Below are 17,022 nucleotides of genomic sequence, written 5' to 3'. Positions count from 1 at the left end.
CACCCAGGAGGGCCGCTAACCTTACGTGTCCGTCCTGGCCAGGGATTGACGGGCTTCAACTCACGTGAAGGGTTGCGCGCACATGGGCATTCTCACTCTCTTGCGGAACGCGTTCGGACGGTCACGCAAGTCACGGACCGCCGAGGCGGAGGGTGCGGCGCAGTCCACGACGACCCCGGTAGACACGCCTCCCCAGGAATCACCGGCGTCCGGGACCCCCACGCCCGCCGCGGCGGACCCGAAGGTCCCGTCCCCCTCCCCGGAACCGACCCCCGATCCGGCACCCCACGTCCCGGAACCCCGCGACGAACACGACCTCGTGTCAATGATCTTCGACAATGTGACGGTGCCGAGGCCTGCGCGGCCTGCGGAGGGGGAGCCGGGAAGTACGGAGGAGCCGGGGGTCGCGGATCGGCCGGGGGGTGCGGATCGGCCGGGGGCCGAGGAGCAGCCCAGGGCTGAGGAGCAGTCGGCGGCCGTCGAGGAGCCGACGGTGACGGAGCAGCCGACGGCCGTCGAGGAGCCGGTTGTCCGGGAGGAGCCGACGGTTGTCGAGGAGTCGGCGGCGGAGAAGCCGCAGGTTGTAGAGGAGCCGACGGTCGCGGAGAAGCCTGCGACGGTGGCGCCGGAGGCTGAGGCTGGGGCAGAAGCGGAGGCCACGTCGGCGGTGGAGGAGCCGGCGGACGCCGAAAAGCCGACGGAGGAGGCCACGGCGGAGAAGCCGGTCACCGAGGAGCCGACGGCGCCGGAAGAGGCCACGGCGGAGAAGGCGACCGAGACGGAGAAGCCGACCGTCGCCGAGGCCCCGACGCCCGAGGAACTCGAGTCCTCGTCGGCCCCTGAGCCCGCAGCACCGGAGAAGCCCGAGGACAAGGCCCAGGCCGAGCCCGAGACGCCCGCAGTCCCGCAGCCCGATGCCGAGCCGACGGCAGAAGCCGAACCGACGGCAGCCCCCAAGGCGAAGCTCGCGCCCGAGGCCGAGCCCGAGGCGACCTCCGACGCCAAGCCGACGACCGAGGCGGACGCAACAGTCGAGGCGGAGCCGACGACCGACGCAACAGTCGAGGCGGAGCCGACGACCGAGGCCGAGCCGAAGGCCGAGGCCGAGCCGAAGGCCGAGGCCGAGCCGAAGGCCGAGGCCGAGCCGAAGGCCGAGGCCGAGCCGAAGGCCGAGGCCGAGCCGAAGGCCAAGCCGGTGGACGCTCCCTCAGCCGCCGACGGCGAGTCCGCCCCACAGGGGCCACCCGCACCCGACGGCGAAAGCAGCACGGATGGTGCGGGTGGGAACGACACGGCCGAAGCCGAAGGCGAGGCCGCGACACCGGACGCCACCACCCCCGCCGTCCCCCTCGCCCGCATCAAAACCCACGCCGCCACCCTCACCACCGCCTACAAGGCCGCCACCACCACCCTCAAGCAGCACAACCTCACCGGGACCCGCGCCAAGGTCTACCTCGTCCTCGACCGCTCCGCCTCCATGCGCCCGTACTACAAGGACGGCTCCGCCCAGGCCCTCGCCGAACAAACCCTCGCCCTCGCGGCCCACCTCGACCCCGAGGCCACCGTCCCTGTCTTCTTCTTCTCCACCGAACTCGACGGCACCGGCGAAATCACCCTCACCGACCACGAGAACAAGATCGACGACCTGCACGCCGGCCTCGGCCGCATGGGCCGCACCAGCTACCACGCAGCCGTCGAAGCGGTCCTCGCCCACCACGGCAAGGAAGCGATCCCCGGCACCCCGGCCCTGGTGATCTTCCAGACGGACGGCGCCCCCGACGCCAAGACCCCCGCCACCCAGTCCCTCACCGAGGCCGCCAAGACCCACCCCGCCGTCTTCTTCTCCTTCGTCGCCTTCGGCGACCCGGAGAACAAGGCCTTCGACTACCTCCGCAAGCTCAAGACCCCCAACACGTCCCACTTCCTCGCCGGCGAAACCCCCCGCGAACTCACGGACAAGGAGCTCTACGAGGGCGTACTGGCGAACTGGCGGCCGTAGAACCCCGGGGGGGTGGACAGGGCGGAGTCCCCTGTCCACCCCCCGAAACACGTGTGAGTCGATCTTCAGCGGACCAGTAGGATTTCGACCATGGCGGCCACTGGATCCGAGAAGCAGGGGGCGAAGGCGTACTACGTCTCGACCCCCATCTACTACGTCAACGACGCTCCTCACCTGGGCCACGCCTACACGACCGTCGCAGGCGACGTGCTCACCCGCTGGCACCGCCAGCGCGGTGAGAAGGTGTGGTACCTCACCGGCACGGACGAGCACGGTCAGAAGATCATGCGCACGGCCGAAGCCAACGGGGTCACCCCCCAGGCGTGGGCCGACAAACTCGTCACCGAAGCGTGGAAGCCTCTCTGGGAGCACCTGGAGATCGCGAACGACGACTTCATCCGCACCACGCAGAAGCGGCACACCGACCGCGTCCAGGAGTTCGTCCAGGACCTGTACGACAAGGGCGAGATCTACAAGGGCGGCTACGAGGGCCCGTACTGCGTCGGCTGCGAGGAGTACAAGCTCCCCGGCGAGCTCCTCGACGGCGAGGGTGACTTCGCGGGCCAGAAGCTCTGCCCGATCCACAAGAAGCCGGTCGAGATCCTCAGCGAGGAGAACTACTTCTTCAAGCTGAGCGAGTACGGGGAGAAGCTCCTCGCCCACTACGAGGCGAACCCCGGCTTCATCCAGCCCGAGTCCGCGCGCAACGAGGTCGTGAACTTCGTACGGCAGGGCCTGCAGGACCTCTCCATCTCGCGCTCGACGTTCGACTGGGGCATCCCGATCCCGTGGGACGACAAGCACGTGATCTACGTGTGGGTCGACGCCCTGCTGAACTACGCCACGGCGGTCGGCTACAACGAGAACCAGGCCAAGTTCGAGGAGACCTTCCCGGCCGACGTGCACCTGGTCGGCAAGGACATCCTCCGCTTCCACGCGGTGATCTGGCCCGCGATGCTGATGGCACAAGGGCTCCCCCTCCCCGGCAAGATCGCCGCCAACGGCTGGCTGATGGTCGGCGGCGAGAAGATGTCGAAGTCGAACCTGACCGGCATCAAGCCGCAGGACCTGACCTCGCACTTCGGCGTGGACGCGTACCGCTGGTACTTCCTGCGCGCGATCGCCTTCGGCCAGGACGGCTCCTTCTCCTGGGAGGACTTCTCCGCCCGCTACACCAGCGAGCTGGCGAACGACTACGGCAACCTGGCGTCCCGCGTCGCGGCGATGGTGGGCAAGTACTTCGGCGGCACGCTGCCGGAGGCCGCGGCGGCCGGCGAGGCGGAGCGGGCGATCCACGAGGGCCTGACGAAGGCGGTCACGGAAGCGGACCGCCGGATCGGCGAGGACCTGGACTTCCAGGGCGGCATCCTGGCGATCTTCGACTTCGTCAAGCAGGTCAACGGCTACATCACGGAACAGGAGCCGTGGAAGGTCGCCAAGGACACCTCCGACGAGGGCAAGGCCCGCCTGGCGACGATCCTCTACACGGCCGCGGAGTCCCTCCGCGCGGTAGCGGTCCTCCTCAACCCGGTCATGCCGGACACCTCCCAGAAGCTCTGGGACTCGCTCGGCGCGACGGCCTCCCTCGGCGCCCTCGCGGACCAGACGATCGGCGAGGCCGGCGAGTGGGGCCTGCTCCCCGCCGGCACGACGGTCACCAAGGGCGCGGTCCTCTTCCCGCGCCTGGAGGAGAAGCCGACGGCGTAACAGCCGTAACACGCTCGCTACAGCACGGGGCCCGGGAGAACGAGACCTTCTCCCGGGCCCCGAGCTTTGCGAAGATCCCGTGAGAGCGGCCACCCGGCCGCCGCCACACACACGGGGGTTCCCATGGCACTGTTCGGCAACGCACACACCGTAGACCCGGCATCGGCCCAGCAGGACTACGCCCGCCTCCTCGGCCACGGCGAACAGGTCCACGCCGCGTTCCTCCTCATCCGCGACACCATCCTCTTCACCGACCGCCGCCTGATCCTGATCGACAAGCAGGGCATCACCGGCAAGAAGGTGGAGTACCACTCCGTCCCCTACCGCAGCATCACCCACTTCGCGGTCGAAACGGCCGGCACCTTCGACCTCGACGCCGAGCTGAAAATCTGGATCTCCGGCACCCCGACCCCCATCGAAAAAACCTTCACCAAGGGCGTCGACATCTACGAGGTCCAGGCGATCCTGACCCAGTTCGTGGCTCGATGAGCGCACCGTGCGCGGTATGCCGAAACGTATCCCGGGCACGGCGCCTGCCGGAGCGAGGCTGCCTCGCTCCGGCAGGACGAACCTGATCAGGACCCCGAGAGGGTGACCGCCTCCCAAGCCCTGAACACACCGTTCTTTGTCGTCCTAGGCTTCACCCATGGACCCGGAGACCGAGGCGGACCTCGTGAAGGCAATCCAGATCGCCGTGCTGGAGACACGCTTGGGAGTACACCCGATCAAGTCCGCGCACGGTCTCAGCGTCTTCCTCAGAGAGCTCAGCCAACGCGGCTCCCTGTCCCTCGATGAGCTGACCGAGAACCGCGCCAGGCTGGGCGGCTGGACCGACGAGCATGCGAAAGGCTGGGCCAAGGGTCACGCCGAGGGCTGTGCCACCGCGATCCTGCGCGTCCTGGAGCAGCGCGGCGTCTCCGTCTCCGACGAGATCGATGGCTTTCTGACCACCCGCAGCGACCTCAAGGCCCTCACCGATTGGTTGGACCTCGCCCTCACCGTCACGGACGCCAAGGACCTGTTCACGTCACGGCCGGAGTGCTCACAAGCGCCCGAAGACTGACCACCTCGCGCGCTCCGTCTCCCCGGCCAGAGTCGTCCGCGTTCAGCGCACAGCCGTCACACCTCCAACCGCCGTTCGATCGCCGGAGCCCGCCTTGGGCCCCCGGCTCGTGTGCCGCACGAACGCCACCCCCAAAACCGCCAGGATCGACGCCGCCGACAGGGTGTACAGCCCCCCGTTCGTACTGCCCGTCGTGTCCTTCAGATACCCGAACAGGGTCGGCGACACGAACCCGCCCAGGTTTCCGATGGAGTTGACCAGGGCCAGACCCGGTGCGGCGATCTTCAGGTCGAGGCCCGACTGGGCCATCGGCCAGAACAGCGTGGCCGCGCACTTGCCGCCGACCGCGGCGAGCGTGAGGGCGGCGAGGCCGAACCAGGGGGACCCGAGCGTGGCGAGGAACGTGCCGATCGCGGACAGGACCAGGGCGACCGCGAGGTAGGGGCGACGGTCCGGGGCCCGGTCGGTGAAGTGGCTCATCGTGTACATCGCGATCACCGCGCAGATCCAGGGGATCGCCGACAGCAGGCCGATCTGGAAGGGGGACAGTCCGCCGATCTCCTCCACCAGACTCGGCAGCCAGAACGTGATCGCGTAGCCGGTCAGCGCCATCGCGAAGAAGACCGCGGTCAGGACGGCGACCTGCGGGTGGAAGATCAGCTTCATCCGCGACACCGACGGCGCCCGGTCACGCGCCTCCTTGTCCCGCGCCACCGCCTCGCTCAGCGCGTCCTTCTCCTCCTGTGTCAGCCATGTCGCGTCCTTGATCCGGGAGACGAGGAAGAACCCGGCGATGAAGCCGACCAGGATCGAGAAGGCGCCCTCCAGGGCGAACATCCACCGCCAGCCCGCGATACCGCCCGCGCCGTGCAGCTCCAGCAGGGCGCCGGTGATCGGGCCGGTGACGATGTACGCCGTGGCCGAGCCGCCCAGGAAGATCGCACTGGCGCGGCCTCGGCTGGAGTCCGGCAGCCACTGGGTGAAGTAGAGGAGCACACCGGGGAAGAAGCCGGCCTCCGCGACACCGAGCAGGAAGCGCAGGCCGTAGAACATCCACACGTTGTGGATGAAGCACATCGCCACGATCACCGCACCCCAGGTGATCATGATCCGGGTCAGCCAGACGCGGGCCCCCAACCGCTCCAGGAGCATGTTGCTCGGCACCTCGAACAGGGCGTACCCGATGAAGAAGAGGCCCGCGCCGAGGCCGTAGGCGGTGGCGCTCACCCCGACATCGGCCCGCAGTTCGTTCTGGACGAAGCCCACGTTCGTCCGGTCCATCTGGTTGACCAGCAGCATCAGGACCAGGATCGGAAGCATGCGGCGCAGGAATTTGCCGACCGCACGCTGCTCGGCCTCGGGGATGGCTGTTGCGGCGTCTGACATCGTTGTCTCCCTCGATGTGCACATACGTGAACAGCGGTCACGTACGCGTTGTCGAAGGGACTTTATGGAGGCTCAGGTTCCGGGTCAACGGGTTGAGCAGAAGTACATGTATGTGAACACGAGCTGCACATCGACGCGCCTGGATATGGAAGTGGCCCGGAACCGACGCCGGTTCCGGGCCATCCACAGTCGCTTACGACCTCTCCGAAGGCCTACTTCGGCTGCGGCTTGCGCACCGACAGGTGCAGCTCCTTCAGCCGCGCCTCCTCCAGCTCCGTCGGCGCGCCCATCATCAGGTCCTGGGCGTTGCCGTTGAGCGGGAAGGCGATGGTCTCGCGGATGTTCGGCTCGTCGGCGAGCAGCATCACGATGCGGTCGACGCCCGGGGCGATACCGCCGTGCGGCGGGGCGCCGAAGCGGAAGGCGCGCAGCATGCCGGCGAACTTCTCCTCGACGGTCTCGCGGTCGTACCCGGCGATCTCGAAGGCCTTGAGCATGATCTCCGGCTCGTGGTTCCGGATCGCGCCGGAGGACAGCTCGACGCCGTTGCAGACGATGTCGTACTGCCAGCCGAGGATGTCCAGCGGGTCCTGGGTCTCCAGAGCCTCCAGGCCGCCCTGCGGCATGGAGAAGGGGTTGTGCGAGAAGTCGATCGCGCCGGTCTCCTCGTCCTTCTCGTACATCGGGAAGTCGACGATCCAGCAGAACCGGAAGACGCCCTCCTCGAAGCGCCCGGCACGCTTGGCGGCCTCGACGCGGACCGCGCCCATGATCTTCGAGACCTCGTCGAACTCGCCCGCGCCGAAGAACACCGCGTGGCCGGCCGCCAGCGACAGGCGCTTGGTCAGCTCGGCGACGTTCTCCTCGGTGAGGAACTTCGCGATCGGGCCGGAGAGGGAGCCGTCCTCGGCGACCCGGACCCAGGCCAGGCCCTTGGCGCCCTGCGAGACGGCGTAGTCGCCGAGCTGGTCGAAGAACTTGCGGGGCTGCGCGGAGACGTCCGGCACCGGCAGGGCGCGGACGTGCTTGCCGGCGAAGGCCTTGAACTCCGAGCCCTCGAAGATGTCGGTGATGTCGACGAGTTCGAGCTGGGCGCGCAGGTCGGGCTTGTCGGAGCCGTACTTCAGCATCGCCTCGCGGAACGGGATCCGCGGGAACGGCGAGGTGACGTGGCGGTCGCCGCCGAACTCCTCGAACAGCTCGGTCATCAGCTTCTCGACGGGCTGGAAGACATCTTCCTGCTCGACGAAGCTCATCTCGATGTCGAGCTGGTAGAACTCGCCCGGCGAGCGGTCGGCGCGCGCGTCCTCGTCACGGAAGCAGGGCGCGATCTGGAAGTAGCGGTCGAAGCCCGAGATCATCAGCAGCTGCTTGAACTGCTGCGGGGCCTGGGGGAGGGCGTAGAACTTGCCCGGGTGCAGGCGGGACGGGACGACGAAGTCGCGGGCGCCCTCGGGGGAGGTCGCGGACAGGATCGGCGTCGCCATCTCGTTGAAGCCGAGGGCCGTCATCTTGTGCCGGATGGCCGAGATGACCGCCGTGCGCAGCATGATGTTGCGGTGCATGCGCTCGCGGCGCAGGTCGAGGAAGCGGTACTCCAGGCGCCGCTCCTCGTTCACCCCGTCCTCGGTGTTGATCGTGAACGGCAGCGGGGCGGCCGCGCCGAGCAGTTCGACCTCGCCGACCTCGACCTCGACCTCACCGGTCGGCAGGTCGGGGTTGATGTTCTCGGCGCCGCGGGAGACGACCTTGCCGTCGACACGGACGGTCGATTCCTTGGACAGCTTGTCGAGGGCCTCGTAGGCGGGGGTGCCGGGACGGGCCACGAGCTGCGTGATGCCGTAGTGGTCGCGCAGATCGATGAAGAGGATGCCGCCCAGGTCGCGCCGATTGTGCAGCCAGCCACTCAGCCGGACGTCGGTGCCGACGTCAGAGGAGCGGAGCTCGCCGCAGGTGTGGGACCTGTACCGATGCATCGTCGTTCATCCAGTCTTCGCTGATCGGGGTCTGTGTTTCACGTGAAACTCGTCCCCAGCGTACCGGCCAGACGAGGATCGACTCTCCTCAGTTAACGATCGAGCACACTTCCGTCATCGGTGGCACTGTTCGATCGCTTCTTCTTAAAGTAGGTCAATGCGCACTGGCGAGCCCCTGCCCGCCGTGGGGGAGGCTCTCGCAGCCCTCGCGACCGGCCTGTGGCACTGGGACACCGCCACCGGGCTGGTCACGGTCGACGCCGAGGCGGCACGGTTGCTCGGGCTGCCCGCGGAACAGGTCAGCCTGACGGAGGCCCAGGCCCGGGCCCGGCTGCACCCGGTCGACTGGAACGAGATCACCGGCGTGATCCAGCTCGCCGTCGCCGAGGGCACCCTCGCCGAGGTACGGATCCGGATCATGGACGAGCAGGGCCGCATCGTCCGGGTCGTCCGCAGCCGCTCCAAGCCGTCCTTCGACCGGGCCCGCAAGGCGTACCGGCTGATCGGCACCCTCCAGGAGGTCACCGAGCCCACGCCGGGTTCCCCGGCCGGGCGCAGCGCGGTCACCGGCGACTGGCGGCGCTCGCGGGAGGCGTTCCTGCTGGACGCGGGCCGGGCGCTGGCCGAGGCGCGTTCCACGCAGGAGGTCCTGCGGGTCACGGCCAATCTGTCGATGCCCGGGTTCTCGCCGGACGGGCTGGCGGTGTTCGGCGTCAAGGGCGACCGGCTGACGATCATCGGGCACCACGGGCAGCAGCAGGGCGACGACAGCCCGTTCTCCGACATGGCGCTGGACACGGACTACCCGGCCGCCGAGGTGGTGCGGACCGGCCGGGCGGTGTACCTGTCGTCCCCCGAGCAGTACAAGGCCCGCTACCCGCTGACCTGGCCGCTCGCCCAGCGCTTCGGCCGCCGGTCCTGGGCGTTCCTGCCGCTGACCGTGGCCGGCCGCACGATGGGCGCGTGGATGGCGGCCTTCACCTACCCGGTCGCCTTCACGCCGGACGAGCGGTCCGTGCTGGGGACCGTGGCGCGGATGCTGGCGCAGGCCCTGACCCGGGCGGGTGTGGCCGAGAGCGAGCGGGCGCTGACCGACGGACTCCAGCGCACGATGCTGCCGAGGCTCGGCCCGCAGCGCATCCCGGGCATGAGCGTCGCCGCCCGCTACGTCCCCACCGGCGGCGGCCTCCAGGTCGGCGGTGACTGGTACGACGTGATCCCGCTGCCCAGCGGACGGTTCGCGCTGGTCATCGGTGACGTCCAGGGCCATGACGTACGGGCGGCGGGCCTGATGGGCCAGCTCCGCATCGCCCTGCGCGCGTACGCCTCGGAGGGCCACCGCCCCGACGCCGTGCTCTCCCGCGCCTCCCGCTTCCTGCACGGCATCAGCGACGAGGATCCCGCCGACCCGCGCTTCGCGACCTGTGTGTACGTCGAGGTCGACCCGGCGACCGGTGTGCTGGACATCGCCCGGGCCGGGCATCCGGACCCGGCGATCCGGATGGGTGACGGCACGGTGCTGACGCGGCCGACGTCGGGGGGCCTGCCGCTGGGCATCGACCCGGACGCCGACTACCCCACCACCCGGCTGGCCCTGGAGTCCGGCGAGACCATGCTGATCTGCACGGACGGCCTGATCGAGACCGGCGGCCACGACCTGGACTCCGGCTGGCGGCGGCTGCGCGCGATCCTGGAGGACCACAAGGGCGATCTCGAGGAACTCGCCGACACCCTGGTGCAGGCCGTGCACGGGCCGTCCTCGCACCACACGACCGGCCCGCTGGCCGACCGCCGCGAGGACGACATCGCGCTGCTGCTGCTGTGCCGGGAGGGCGAGGGCTGCGGCTGCGGCGACACCATGATCGTGCGGGCTCCCGTGCGGCGCACCATGCTGACGGTCGCGCAGGCCGAGCCCGAGCGGGTCGCGGTGGCCCGGCAGCAACTGCGCGAGCTGCTGCACGACTGGTCCTCCCCCGACCAGGTCGACTCGGCGGTGCTGCTGCTGTCCGAGATGCTGACGAACGTCCTCGTGCACACCGACTCCGACGCGCTGCTCGTCGCCGAGATCACCGGCGGGGTAGGTGAGCGGCGGCTGCGGATCGAGGTCACCGACACCGGTGACGACCTGCCGCACAAGCGCAGACCCGGGGAGCTGGCGTCCTCCGGCCGCGGCCTGGTGCTGATGGAACTGCTCGCGCACGCCTGGGGGGTGGACCCCCGCGGCGAGGGCAAGAGCATCTGGTTCGAGCTCTACGAGTCCGTGAACGGCTCGGGCGACGGGTCGTGGCAGCCGTAGCGGGTCACGACGTCCCGGACGCCGACGGCTCCTGGCTCTCGTAGCGGGTGCGGAGCTCCTGGAGGACGCCGAAGGCGGCCGCGGTGAGCGGTACGGCGAGCAGCATCCCGAGGACACCGGCCACCGACGCCCCGGCCGTGATCGCCACCATCACCACCGCCGGGTGCATCTGCACGGTCCGGCTCTGGATCACCGGCTGGAGCACGTGTCCTTCCAGCACCTGCACCGCGAGCACCACCCCGAGCACCCACAGCGCGATGACGAAACCCCGGTCGGCGAGCGCGACCAGCACGGCCACGGCTCCCGAGATGAAGGCGCCGAGGTAGGGGATGTACGCCCCGACGAAGACCAGCGCTCCCAGCCCGGCCGCCCCGGGCACGTCGAGGACGAGCAGTCCGACGGTGATGCACAGCGCGTCGATGAGCGCGATGAAGGTGGTGCCGCGCATGAAGCCCTCGACGGCGTGGAAGGCCCGCCGCGCCACGGCCTCCAGGGTGTCGGCCGAGCCACGCGGGGACAGGGCCCGCAGCGTCCCGGCGGCCTTGTCGGAGTCGCGCAGGAAGAAGAAGACGAGCAGCAGCGCGAGCACGGCCATGGCGATGGTCTCACCGACGACGCTGACGCCGCTGATCACGCCGGAGGCGGCCGAGCCGCCGAACTTGCCCAGGAGTTCCCGGGCGTTGGAGGCCAGGTCCTCCAGCGAGGTCCCGGCCGCCCCGAAGTGCTCGGAGATGCCTCGCGCGGCCTGCCGGAGCGAGGCGACGATCTCGTCGCCCGTGTCGAGGAGCGCGGCGACCACGATGTACACGGCCCCGCCGACCACGGCCACGACGGCGACACAGGTGAGCCCGGCCGCGACCGACCGCTGCACCCCGGCCTTCACCAGCCGCCGGTGCAGGGGCCCGAGCAGGGCCGTCCCGAGCAGCGCGAGCAGCACGGGCACGACGGCGGTCCGGAACTCGTCGCACAGCCGGATCCCGACGTAGACGACTCCGGACACGAGCAGGAGGAGCGCGCACCAGGCGGCGAGACGCCGGAGGGGGTCCGGGAGGAGCGGCCTGGGGCCGTCAGCGGTCGGGTCGGAGTCCTGCACGCCTCCACCCGACCACGCCCGGGGCGGGCCGTCCCGCCGGAAAGGCCCGCCCGGGTGACGGGGCGTCAGCGCCGGTGCCGGATCGCTGGTTCGGGTTGCGGCGCCCGCGACGCAGCTCTGCGGCGTGCGCCCGCCGGGGCCGACGGGACGACGAGGCCGGCCACCGTTGTCGGCGGCGGCCTGGCCACCTCCCCCTCCGGGGCGGCGACCAGGGCGGGGAGGCCCACCATCCGTCGGCCTCGGCAGCGACCTCGCAGCCGCCGCAGGGCCACCGGGACGCGAAGACCCGTCGCCGGCCTCCGCGGCTGCCCTCGCAGCCGCGGGACCGGACCCCTCGGGCCCAGGGCGCCCGGCGCAAGGGCCGATGGGGGGCGTCGCGCGTTCGGCGCCCCCTCCCGCGTACCCCCCGGCCAGGGGGATGCCCTCCGGCGTCAGCCCTGCGGTCCGCCGGCGGTCATCCCGTGCACCGCGGGTACCGTCCCCAGCCGGCCCTTCTGGAAGTCCTCGAAGGCCTGCATGAGTTCTTCCTTGGTGTTCATCACGAACGGGCCGTAGTGAGCCATGGGCTCACGGATCGGCTGCCCGCCGAGCAGGACGACCTCCAGGTCCGGCGTGTGGGAGTCCTGCTTCTCGTCCGCGCGGACGGTCAGCGAGGATCCGGCGCCGAAGACGGCGGTCTGGCCCATGTGGACCGGCCGGCGCTCGGTGCCGACGCTGCCGCGCCCGGCCAGGACGTACGCCAGGCCGTTGAAGTCCTCGCGCCACGGCAGGGTGAGCTCCGCGCCCGGCGCCAGCGTCGCGTGGATCATCGTGATCGGCGTGTGCGTGATGCCGGGCCCCTGGTGCCCGTCCAGCTCACCGGCGATGACCCGCAGCAGCGCGCCGCCGTCGGGGGTGCTGAGCAGCTGGACCGAGCCGCCGCGGATGTCCTGGTAGCGCGGGGCCATCATCTTGTCCTTGGCCGGGAGGTTCACCCACAGCTGGAGGCCGTGGAAGAGCCCGCCGGACGTGACGAGATGCTCGGGTGGGGCCTCGATGTGCAGCAGTCCGGAGCCCGCGGTCATCCACTGGGTGTCCCCGTTGGTGATGGTGCCGCCACCGCCGTTGGAGTCCTGGTGGTCGAAGATCCCGTCGATGATGTACGTGACGGTCTCGAAGCCGCGGTGCGGGTGCCAGGGAGTGCCCTTGGGCTCGCCCGGCGCGTACTCCACCTCACCCATCTGGTCCATCATGATGAACGGGTCGAGATGGCGGTAGTTGATCCCGGCGAACGCCCGGCGCACCGGGAAGCCCTCGCCCTCGAAACCGCTCGGCGCGGTCGTGACAGTGAGCACGGGACGGGCCACGGTGTCGGTCGGTGCGCTCACGCGGGGCAGCGTCAACGGGTTCTCGGCGGTCACAGCAGGCATGTCGGTTCCTCCTCGTGTACGCCCAGTTTAGTTGAGCGTTGAACTTCTTGCCACCCAGAACAGAGAAAACCGGGAGGGCATTCCCGGGCGACGGCGCAGCGAACCACGGGACACCGGCACGGCGAAAGGCCGGCACCCCCGCGCTCGGGGTACCGGCCTTTCCGTACGTCCACGTCAGGCGACCAGCTCCGGCGCCTCGCTCCCGGCCCGGGCGGGCCCGGCGTCGACCTCGACCTCGGCCTCGGGCGCGGCCTCCGGCTTGCGGTCCCGCATCACCAGTGTGGCGACGACGGCCGCGGCCAGGACACCGATCGCGCTGATCGTGAAGGTCGTCGACATGGAGGCGGTGAAGGCCTCCCGGGCCGCCCGCACCAGGCCGGTGTCGCCGCCGGCGACCGCCAGGGCCCCGCCGAGGGACTCCCTGGCCTGCTCGGGAGCGCCGGCCGGCATCTCGTCCCGGTAGCCACCGGAGAGCAGCGAGCCGAGGATCGCGATGCCGAGGGCGGTACCGGACTGCTGGATGGTGTCGTTGAGGGCCGAGCCGACGCCCGCCTTCTCCTCCGGGATGGTGCTCATCAGGGCGGCGACCGCGGCCGGCATCGCCAGACCGGCTCCCAGCCCCAGGATCCCGAGCGCCACGGCCGGGACCGTGAAGCCGCTGTCCGCGGTGAGCGTGGTGAGCAGCCCGAAGGAGGCGGCCATCAGCAGCATCCCGGCGAGGATGACGAACCGGTTGCCCACCTTCACCGCGAGCTGCGCCCCGGCCGCGTTGCCGGCCAGCGCGGCCACCGCCAGCGGCAGGAAGGCCAGACCGGCCTTGACCGCGGACCAGCCGAGGACGAACTGGAGGTACTGGGTCAGGACCAGCAGCAGGCCGGCGTTGCCGATCTGGACGAGCGCCAGGGAGAGCGAACCCCCGCTGAAGTTGCGGTGCTTGAAGAGGACCAGCGGGACCATCGGCGAGCGGGTGACGTTCTCCCAGACCACGAAGCCGGCCAGGGCGACGACCGCGACAGCGAGGACGAGGAGGGAACGGCCGCCGAACGCGCCGTGCTGCGGAATCTCGATGATCCACCACACCAGAGCCGCCATCCCCACCGCCGACAGCACCGCGCCCAGCGGGTCCGGCTTCTGCCAGGGCGCCTTCGACTCCGGCATCAGCAGCACACCGGCCAGCAGCGCCAGGGCGACGATCGGCACGTTGATCAGGAAGATCGCCTGCCAGGCGAAGTGGTCGATCAGCACACCGCCGAGAACCGGGCTGCCGACCAGCCCCAGCATCGACACCGAACCCCACGCCGCCATCGCCTTGGGCCGCTCGTCCTCGTCGAAGACGGTGATCAGGATCGACAGCGTCGACGGCATGATCAGCGCCCCGCCGACCCCCATCACGATCCGCACCGCGATCAGCTCACCCGGACTGCCGCAGAACACCGCCCCCAGTGAGGCCGCCCCGAACAGCAGCAGGCCGATCAGCATCACCTTCCGGCGCCCGAACCGGTCCCCCAGGCTTCCCGAGGTCAGCAGCAGCCCGGCGAAGACCAGGATGTAGGAGTCGAGGATCCACTGCATGTCCTGGGCGCTCGCCCCGAGGTCCTCGGTCAGCGCGGGCACCGCGACCGTGAGCGCCATGTTGTCGACGACGAGCACGAGCGTGCTCAGGCACAGCACGATCAGGATCCACCAGCGGCGTGGATTGCGAGCGTCCATGTCAGTTCCCCTCCTGCGAACACCGTTCCTTCGATGCGCACACTGTACGCATCATGGAACAGTGTGCGCAACCCTTGAGTTCTGTACGCTGACTGCGCACGCTGTTCGCACGAGGATGCCGAAGGTCCAGCAGGAGGAGCCGATGAGCCGGAGCAAGACGACGGACACGAACCCGATCCCGTCCGTATGGGCCCGCGAGCAGCGCCGCGCCGACCAGCCCGCGCTCAGCCGCGAGGCGATCGTCCGCGAGGCGATCACGATGCTGGACGCGGACGGCGTCGAGGCGCTCAGCATGCGCAAGCTCGGCGCCCGTCTGAACGCCGGCGCGACCTCGCTGTACCGGCACGTCGCCACGAAGGACGAGCTGATGGAGCTCGCGGTGGACGAGGTCGCCGCCGAGATCCACGTCCCGCCGGCCGACAGCCCCGACTGGCGCGCGGCGGTGACGGAGGCCGCGGGGTCCTTCCGTACGACGGCGCTACGGCACCCCTGGCTGACCCTCGTCCTGGGCCAGGCGGGGCTCGCCTACCTCGGCCCCAACTACATGAACTTCTCCGAGCGCCTCGCGGCCCTGTTCACCGCGGCGGGGTTCCCCGAGCCGAGCCGTGCGATCGACGCCGTCTTCTCGTACGTCATCGGCATGTCCACCACCGAGGCCGCCTGGCTCACCACGGTCGCCCGTTCCGGCGAGACCGAGTCCCAGTTCGTCGCCCGGCTGCTGCCCACGGCACGGCAGGTCTCTTCCGGCTACGACCACCTGGCGGCCGCCGAAGCCACGACCGCCGCCCAGGCCGCCGACCCCGCCCGGCTCCGCGACGACAAGTTCGCCTACGGCCTGGACGTCGTCCTGGACGGCCTGGCGCTGCGCCTGCCGCAGTCGACGTAGGGGTGGCCGCCGTCCGCGAGGGGAAGGGCGGCTAGCCGTCTGCGGAGCAATGGCGTCTAGCCATACATCCGGCGCATCGCGAACTCGACCATCTGCTCGACGGCCTTCGCGTCGAACACCATGCGGTGCTCGCCCTCCATGTCCAGCACGAAGCCGTAGCCGGTCGGCAGCAGGTCCAGGACCTCGGCGCCGGTGATCACGAAGTACTTGGACTCCTTGCCCGCGTACCGGCGCAGCTCCTTGAGCGTGCTGAACATCGGGATCACCGGCTGCTGGGTGTTGTGCAGGGCGAGGAAACCGGGGTTGTCACCGCGCGGGCAGTAGACCTTCGACGTCGCGAAGACCTGCTGGAAGTCCTCGGCGGCCATCTGCCCGGTCGTGAACGCGCGCACCGCGTCCGTCAGGGAGGGCGGGGACGGCTCGGGGTACAGCGGCGGCTGCTGTCCGTACCCGCCGGACATCGGCTGCTGCGGAGGGGCGTACTGCCCTTGCGGGCCCGCTGTCTGGTCGTAGCCGTACATGAGCGCAAGAGTACCGAGAGCGGCCGGGCGATCGGGCCGGTACGGCGGGCCCGGCAAACCGACAGCGACTTGACAGCCCCGGCACGTGGATCGCGGCGTCCGCCGCTCGTAGCGTCGAACGATGAACGGACGCCATGACGAGGGCCCGCACGAGCACGACAGAGGCCTCTCCTACGACCTGCCCGTCCTCGCCCGCCGCCGGATGATCCGGCTGATGGCGGGCGTGAGCCTGGTCCCGCTGGTGGGCTGCACGACGGAGGAGAAGCCCACGGCGTCCCCGTCCTCTGCCTCCCCGGCCTCGCCCGCCGGGTGCGCGGAGATCCCGGAGGAGACGGCCGGGCCCTTCCCCGGCGACGGCTCGAACGGTGTGAACGTCCTGAAGGAGAGCGGCGTCGTCCGCGGCGACATCAGGCAGAGCTTCGGCGACTCCGCGGGCGGCACCGCCGAGGGCGTACCCCTGACCATCACCCTGACGGTGGTGGACGCGGCCTCCGGCTGCGGCACCCCCAAGCAGGGCGCCGCCGTCTACGTGTGGCACTGCGACCGGGACGGCGCCTACTCCCTGTACTCCGAGGGCGTCACCGAGGAGAACTACCTGCGGGGCGTCCAGGAGACGGACGAGAAGGGCCAGGTCACGTTCACGAGCGTCTTCCCCGGCTGCTACCCGGGCCGCTGGCCGCACATCCACTTCGAGGTGTACGGCTCTCTGGCCGACGCCACCGCCGCCACGTCGATCACGAACACCTCGCAGCTCGCCTTCCCGAAGGACGTCTGCGACGCGGTCTACGCCACGGACGGCTACGACGCCAGCGTGCGGAACCTGAGCAGCCTCTCCCTGGAGGACGACGGCATCTTCAGCGACGGGCACGAGCGGCAGCTGGCGGCGATGGCGGGCAGCACGGGGGACGGCTACACCGCGACCTTGACCGTTCCGGTGTGACCTGTCACAGATGACCGGATGGGGTTGCGTCTTATT

At 70.2% G+C, this 17,022-nt stretch carries 13 protein-coding genes; 7 read left to right on the top strand and 6 right to left on the bottom strand.

Going from position 1 to position 17,022, the window contains the following annotated elements; all coding sequences use genetic code 11:
• The first annotated feature begins 82 nt into the window (after positions 1–82).
• From HDA41_RS20630 to HDA41_RS20615, 4 genes are all read left to right on the top strand, one after another.
• Positions 83–1,999, top strand: coding sequence for a VWA domain-containing protein (locus tag HDA41_RS20630; RefSeq protein WP_184985977.1), 1,917 nt, complete (start codon positions 83–85; stop codon positions 1,997–1,999).
• Positions 2,000–2,089: 90 nt separating this feature from the next.
• Positions 2,090–3,706, top strand: coding sequence for a methionine--tRNA ligase (gene metG / locus HDA41_RS20625; protein ID WP_184985976.1), 1,617 nt, complete (start codon positions 2,090–2,092; stop codon positions 3,704–3,706).
• 123 nt (positions 3,707–3,829) lie between these two features.
• Positions 3,830–4,195, top strand: a complete 366-nt coding sequence (locus HDA41_RS20620; protein ID WP_059417055.1) for a PH domain-containing protein — start codon at positions 3,830–3,832, stop codon at positions 4,193–4,195.
• A gap of 157 nt (positions 4,196–4,352) precedes the next feature.
• Positions 4,353–4,769: a hypothetical protein gene (locus tag HDA41_RS20615; protein ID WP_184985974.1), complete on the top strand. Its 417-nt coding sequence runs from the start codon at positions 4,353–4,355 to the stop codon at positions 4,767–4,769.
• 42 nt (positions 4,770–4,811) lie between these two features.
• Here the strand turns inward: HDA41_RS20615 and HDA41_RS20610 are convergent, their stop codons facing one another.
• Complete coding sequence (locus HDA41_RS20610) at positions 4,812–6,155, bottom strand: MFS transporter (protein WP_184985972.1); 1,344 nt, start codon at positions 6,153–6,155, stop codon at positions 4,812–4,814.
• 212 nt (positions 6,156–6,367) lie between these two features.
• Positions 6,368–8,131, bottom strand: a complete 1,764-nt coding sequence (gene aspS / locus HDA41_RS20605; protein WP_184985970.1) for an aspartate--tRNA ligase — start codon at positions 8,129–8,131, stop codon at positions 6,368–6,370.
• 157 nt (positions 8,132–8,288) lie between these two features.
• On the opposite strand from aspS, the gene HDA41_RS20600 reads away from it, so the two are divergent.
• Positions 8,289–10,427: a SpoIIE family protein phosphatase gene (locus HDA41_RS20600; RefSeq protein WP_184985968.1), complete on the top strand. Its 2,139-nt coding sequence runs from the start codon at positions 8,289–8,291 to the stop codon at positions 10,425–10,427.
• A gap of 4 nt (positions 10,428–10,431) precedes the next feature.
• On the opposite strand, the gene HDA41_RS20595 is transcribed toward HDA41_RS20600, so the two are convergent.
• The 3 genes from HDA41_RS20595 to HDA41_RS20585 all read right to left on the bottom strand — a co-directional run bounded on the left by HDA41_RS20595 (position 10,432) and on the right by HDA41_RS20585 (position 14,639).
• On the bottom strand, positions 10,432–11,520 hold the full coding sequence (locus HDA41_RS20595) for an AI-2E family transporter (RefSeq protein WP_184985966.1): 1,089 nt from the start codon (positions 11,518–11,520) through the stop codon (positions 10,432–10,434).
• A gap of 431 nt (positions 11,521–11,951) precedes the next feature.
• On the bottom strand, positions 11,952–12,929 hold the full coding sequence (locus tag HDA41_RS20590) for a pirin family protein (RefSeq protein ID WP_184985964.1): 978 nt from the start codon (positions 12,927–12,929) through the stop codon (positions 11,952–11,954).
• A gap of 174 nt (positions 12,930–13,103) precedes the next feature.
• Positions 13,104–14,639 (bottom strand): MFS transporter, encoded by a 1,536-nt coding sequence (locus HDA41_RS20585; protein ID WP_184985962.1) that lies wholly within the window; start codon positions 14,637–14,639, stop codon positions 13,104–13,106.
• Positions 14,640–14,781: 142 nt separating this feature from the next.
• Between HDA41_RS20585 and HDA41_RS20580 the strand changes: the two genes are divergently transcribed.
• Positions 14,782–15,525, top strand: coding sequence for a TetR/AcrR family transcriptional regulator C-terminal domain-containing protein (locus tag HDA41_RS20580; protein WP_184985960.1), 744 nt, complete (start codon positions 14,782–14,784; stop codon positions 15,523–15,525).
• Positions 15,526–15,581: 56 nt separating this feature from the next.
• On the opposite strand, the gene HDA41_RS20575 is transcribed toward HDA41_RS20580, so the two are convergent.
• On the bottom strand, positions 15,582–16,046 hold the full coding sequence (locus HDA41_RS20575; RefSeq protein WP_030846788.1) for an SseB family protein: 465 nt from the start codon (positions 16,044–16,046) through the stop codon (positions 15,582–15,584).
• 121 nt (positions 16,047–16,167) lie between these two features.
• Between HDA41_RS20575 and HDA41_RS20570 the strand changes: the two genes are divergently transcribed.
• Positions 16,168–16,986 carry an intradiol ring-cleavage dioxygenase gene (locus HDA41_RS20570; protein ID WP_184985958.1) on the top strand — a complete coding sequence of 273 codons (819 nt, stop codon included), beginning with the start codon at positions 16,168–16,170 and terminating at the stop codon, positions 16,984–16,986.
• The last annotated feature ends 36 nt before the right edge of the window (positions 16,987–17,022 follow it).

This window comes from Streptomyces caelestis, from assembly GCF_014205255.1.
Taxonomy (GTDB): Bacteria; Actinomycetota; Actinomycetes; order Streptomycetales; family Streptomycetaceae; genus Streptomyces; species Streptomyces caelestis.
The sequence above is the reverse complement of the archived record's forward strand: the minus strand, read 5'-3'. Positions and strand labels throughout refer to the sequence as shown.

Bases quoted from the DNA above. Each gene is read 5' to 3' on its own strand.
- HDA41_RS20630 (WP_184985977.1), top strand. From the start codon at position 83: ATGGGCATTCTCACTCTCTTGCGGAACGCGTTCGGACGGTCACGCAAG.
- metG (WP_184985976.1), top strand. From the start codon at position 2,090: ATGGCGGCCACTGGATCCGAGAAGCAGGGGGCGAAGGCGTACTACGTC.
- HDA41_RS20620 (WP_059417055.1), top strand. From the start codon at position 3,830: ATGGCACTGTTCGGCAACGCACACACCGTAGACCCGGCATCGGCCCAG.
- HDA41_RS20615 (WP_184985974.1), top strand. From the start codon at position 4,353: ATGGACCCGGAGACCGAGGCGGACCTCGTGAAGGCAATCCAGATCGCC.
- HDA41_RS20610 (WP_184985972.1), bottom strand. From the start codon at position 6,155: ATGTCAGACGCCGCAACAGCCATCCCCGAGGCCGAGCAGCGTGCGGTC.
- aspS (WP_184985970.1), bottom strand. From the start codon at position 8,131: ATGCATCGGTACAGGTCCCACACCTGCGGCGAGCTCCGCTCCTCTGAC.
- HDA41_RS20600 (WP_184985968.1), top strand. From the start codon at position 8,289: ATGCGCACTGGCGAGCCCCTGCCCGCCGTGGGGGAGGCTCTCGCAGCC.
- HDA41_RS20590 (WP_184985964.1), bottom strand. From the start codon at position 12,929: ATGCCTGCTGTGACCGCCGAGAACCCGTTGACGCTGCCCCGCGTGAGC.
- HDA41_RS20585 (WP_184985962.1), bottom strand. From the start codon at position 14,639: ATGGACGCTCGCAATCCACGCCGCTGGTGGATCCTGATCGTGCTGTGC.
- HDA41_RS20580 (WP_184985960.1), top strand. From the start codon at position 14,782: ATGAGCCGGAGCAAGACGACGGACACGAACCCGATCCCGTCCGTATGG.
- HDA41_RS20575 (WP_030846788.1), bottom strand. From the start codon at position 16,046: ATGTACGGCTACGACCAGACAGCGGGCCCGCAAGGGCAGTACGCCCCT.
- HDA41_RS20570 (WP_184985958.1), top strand. From the start codon at position 16,168: ATGAACGGACGCCATGACGAGGGCCCGCACGAGCACGACAGAGGCCTC.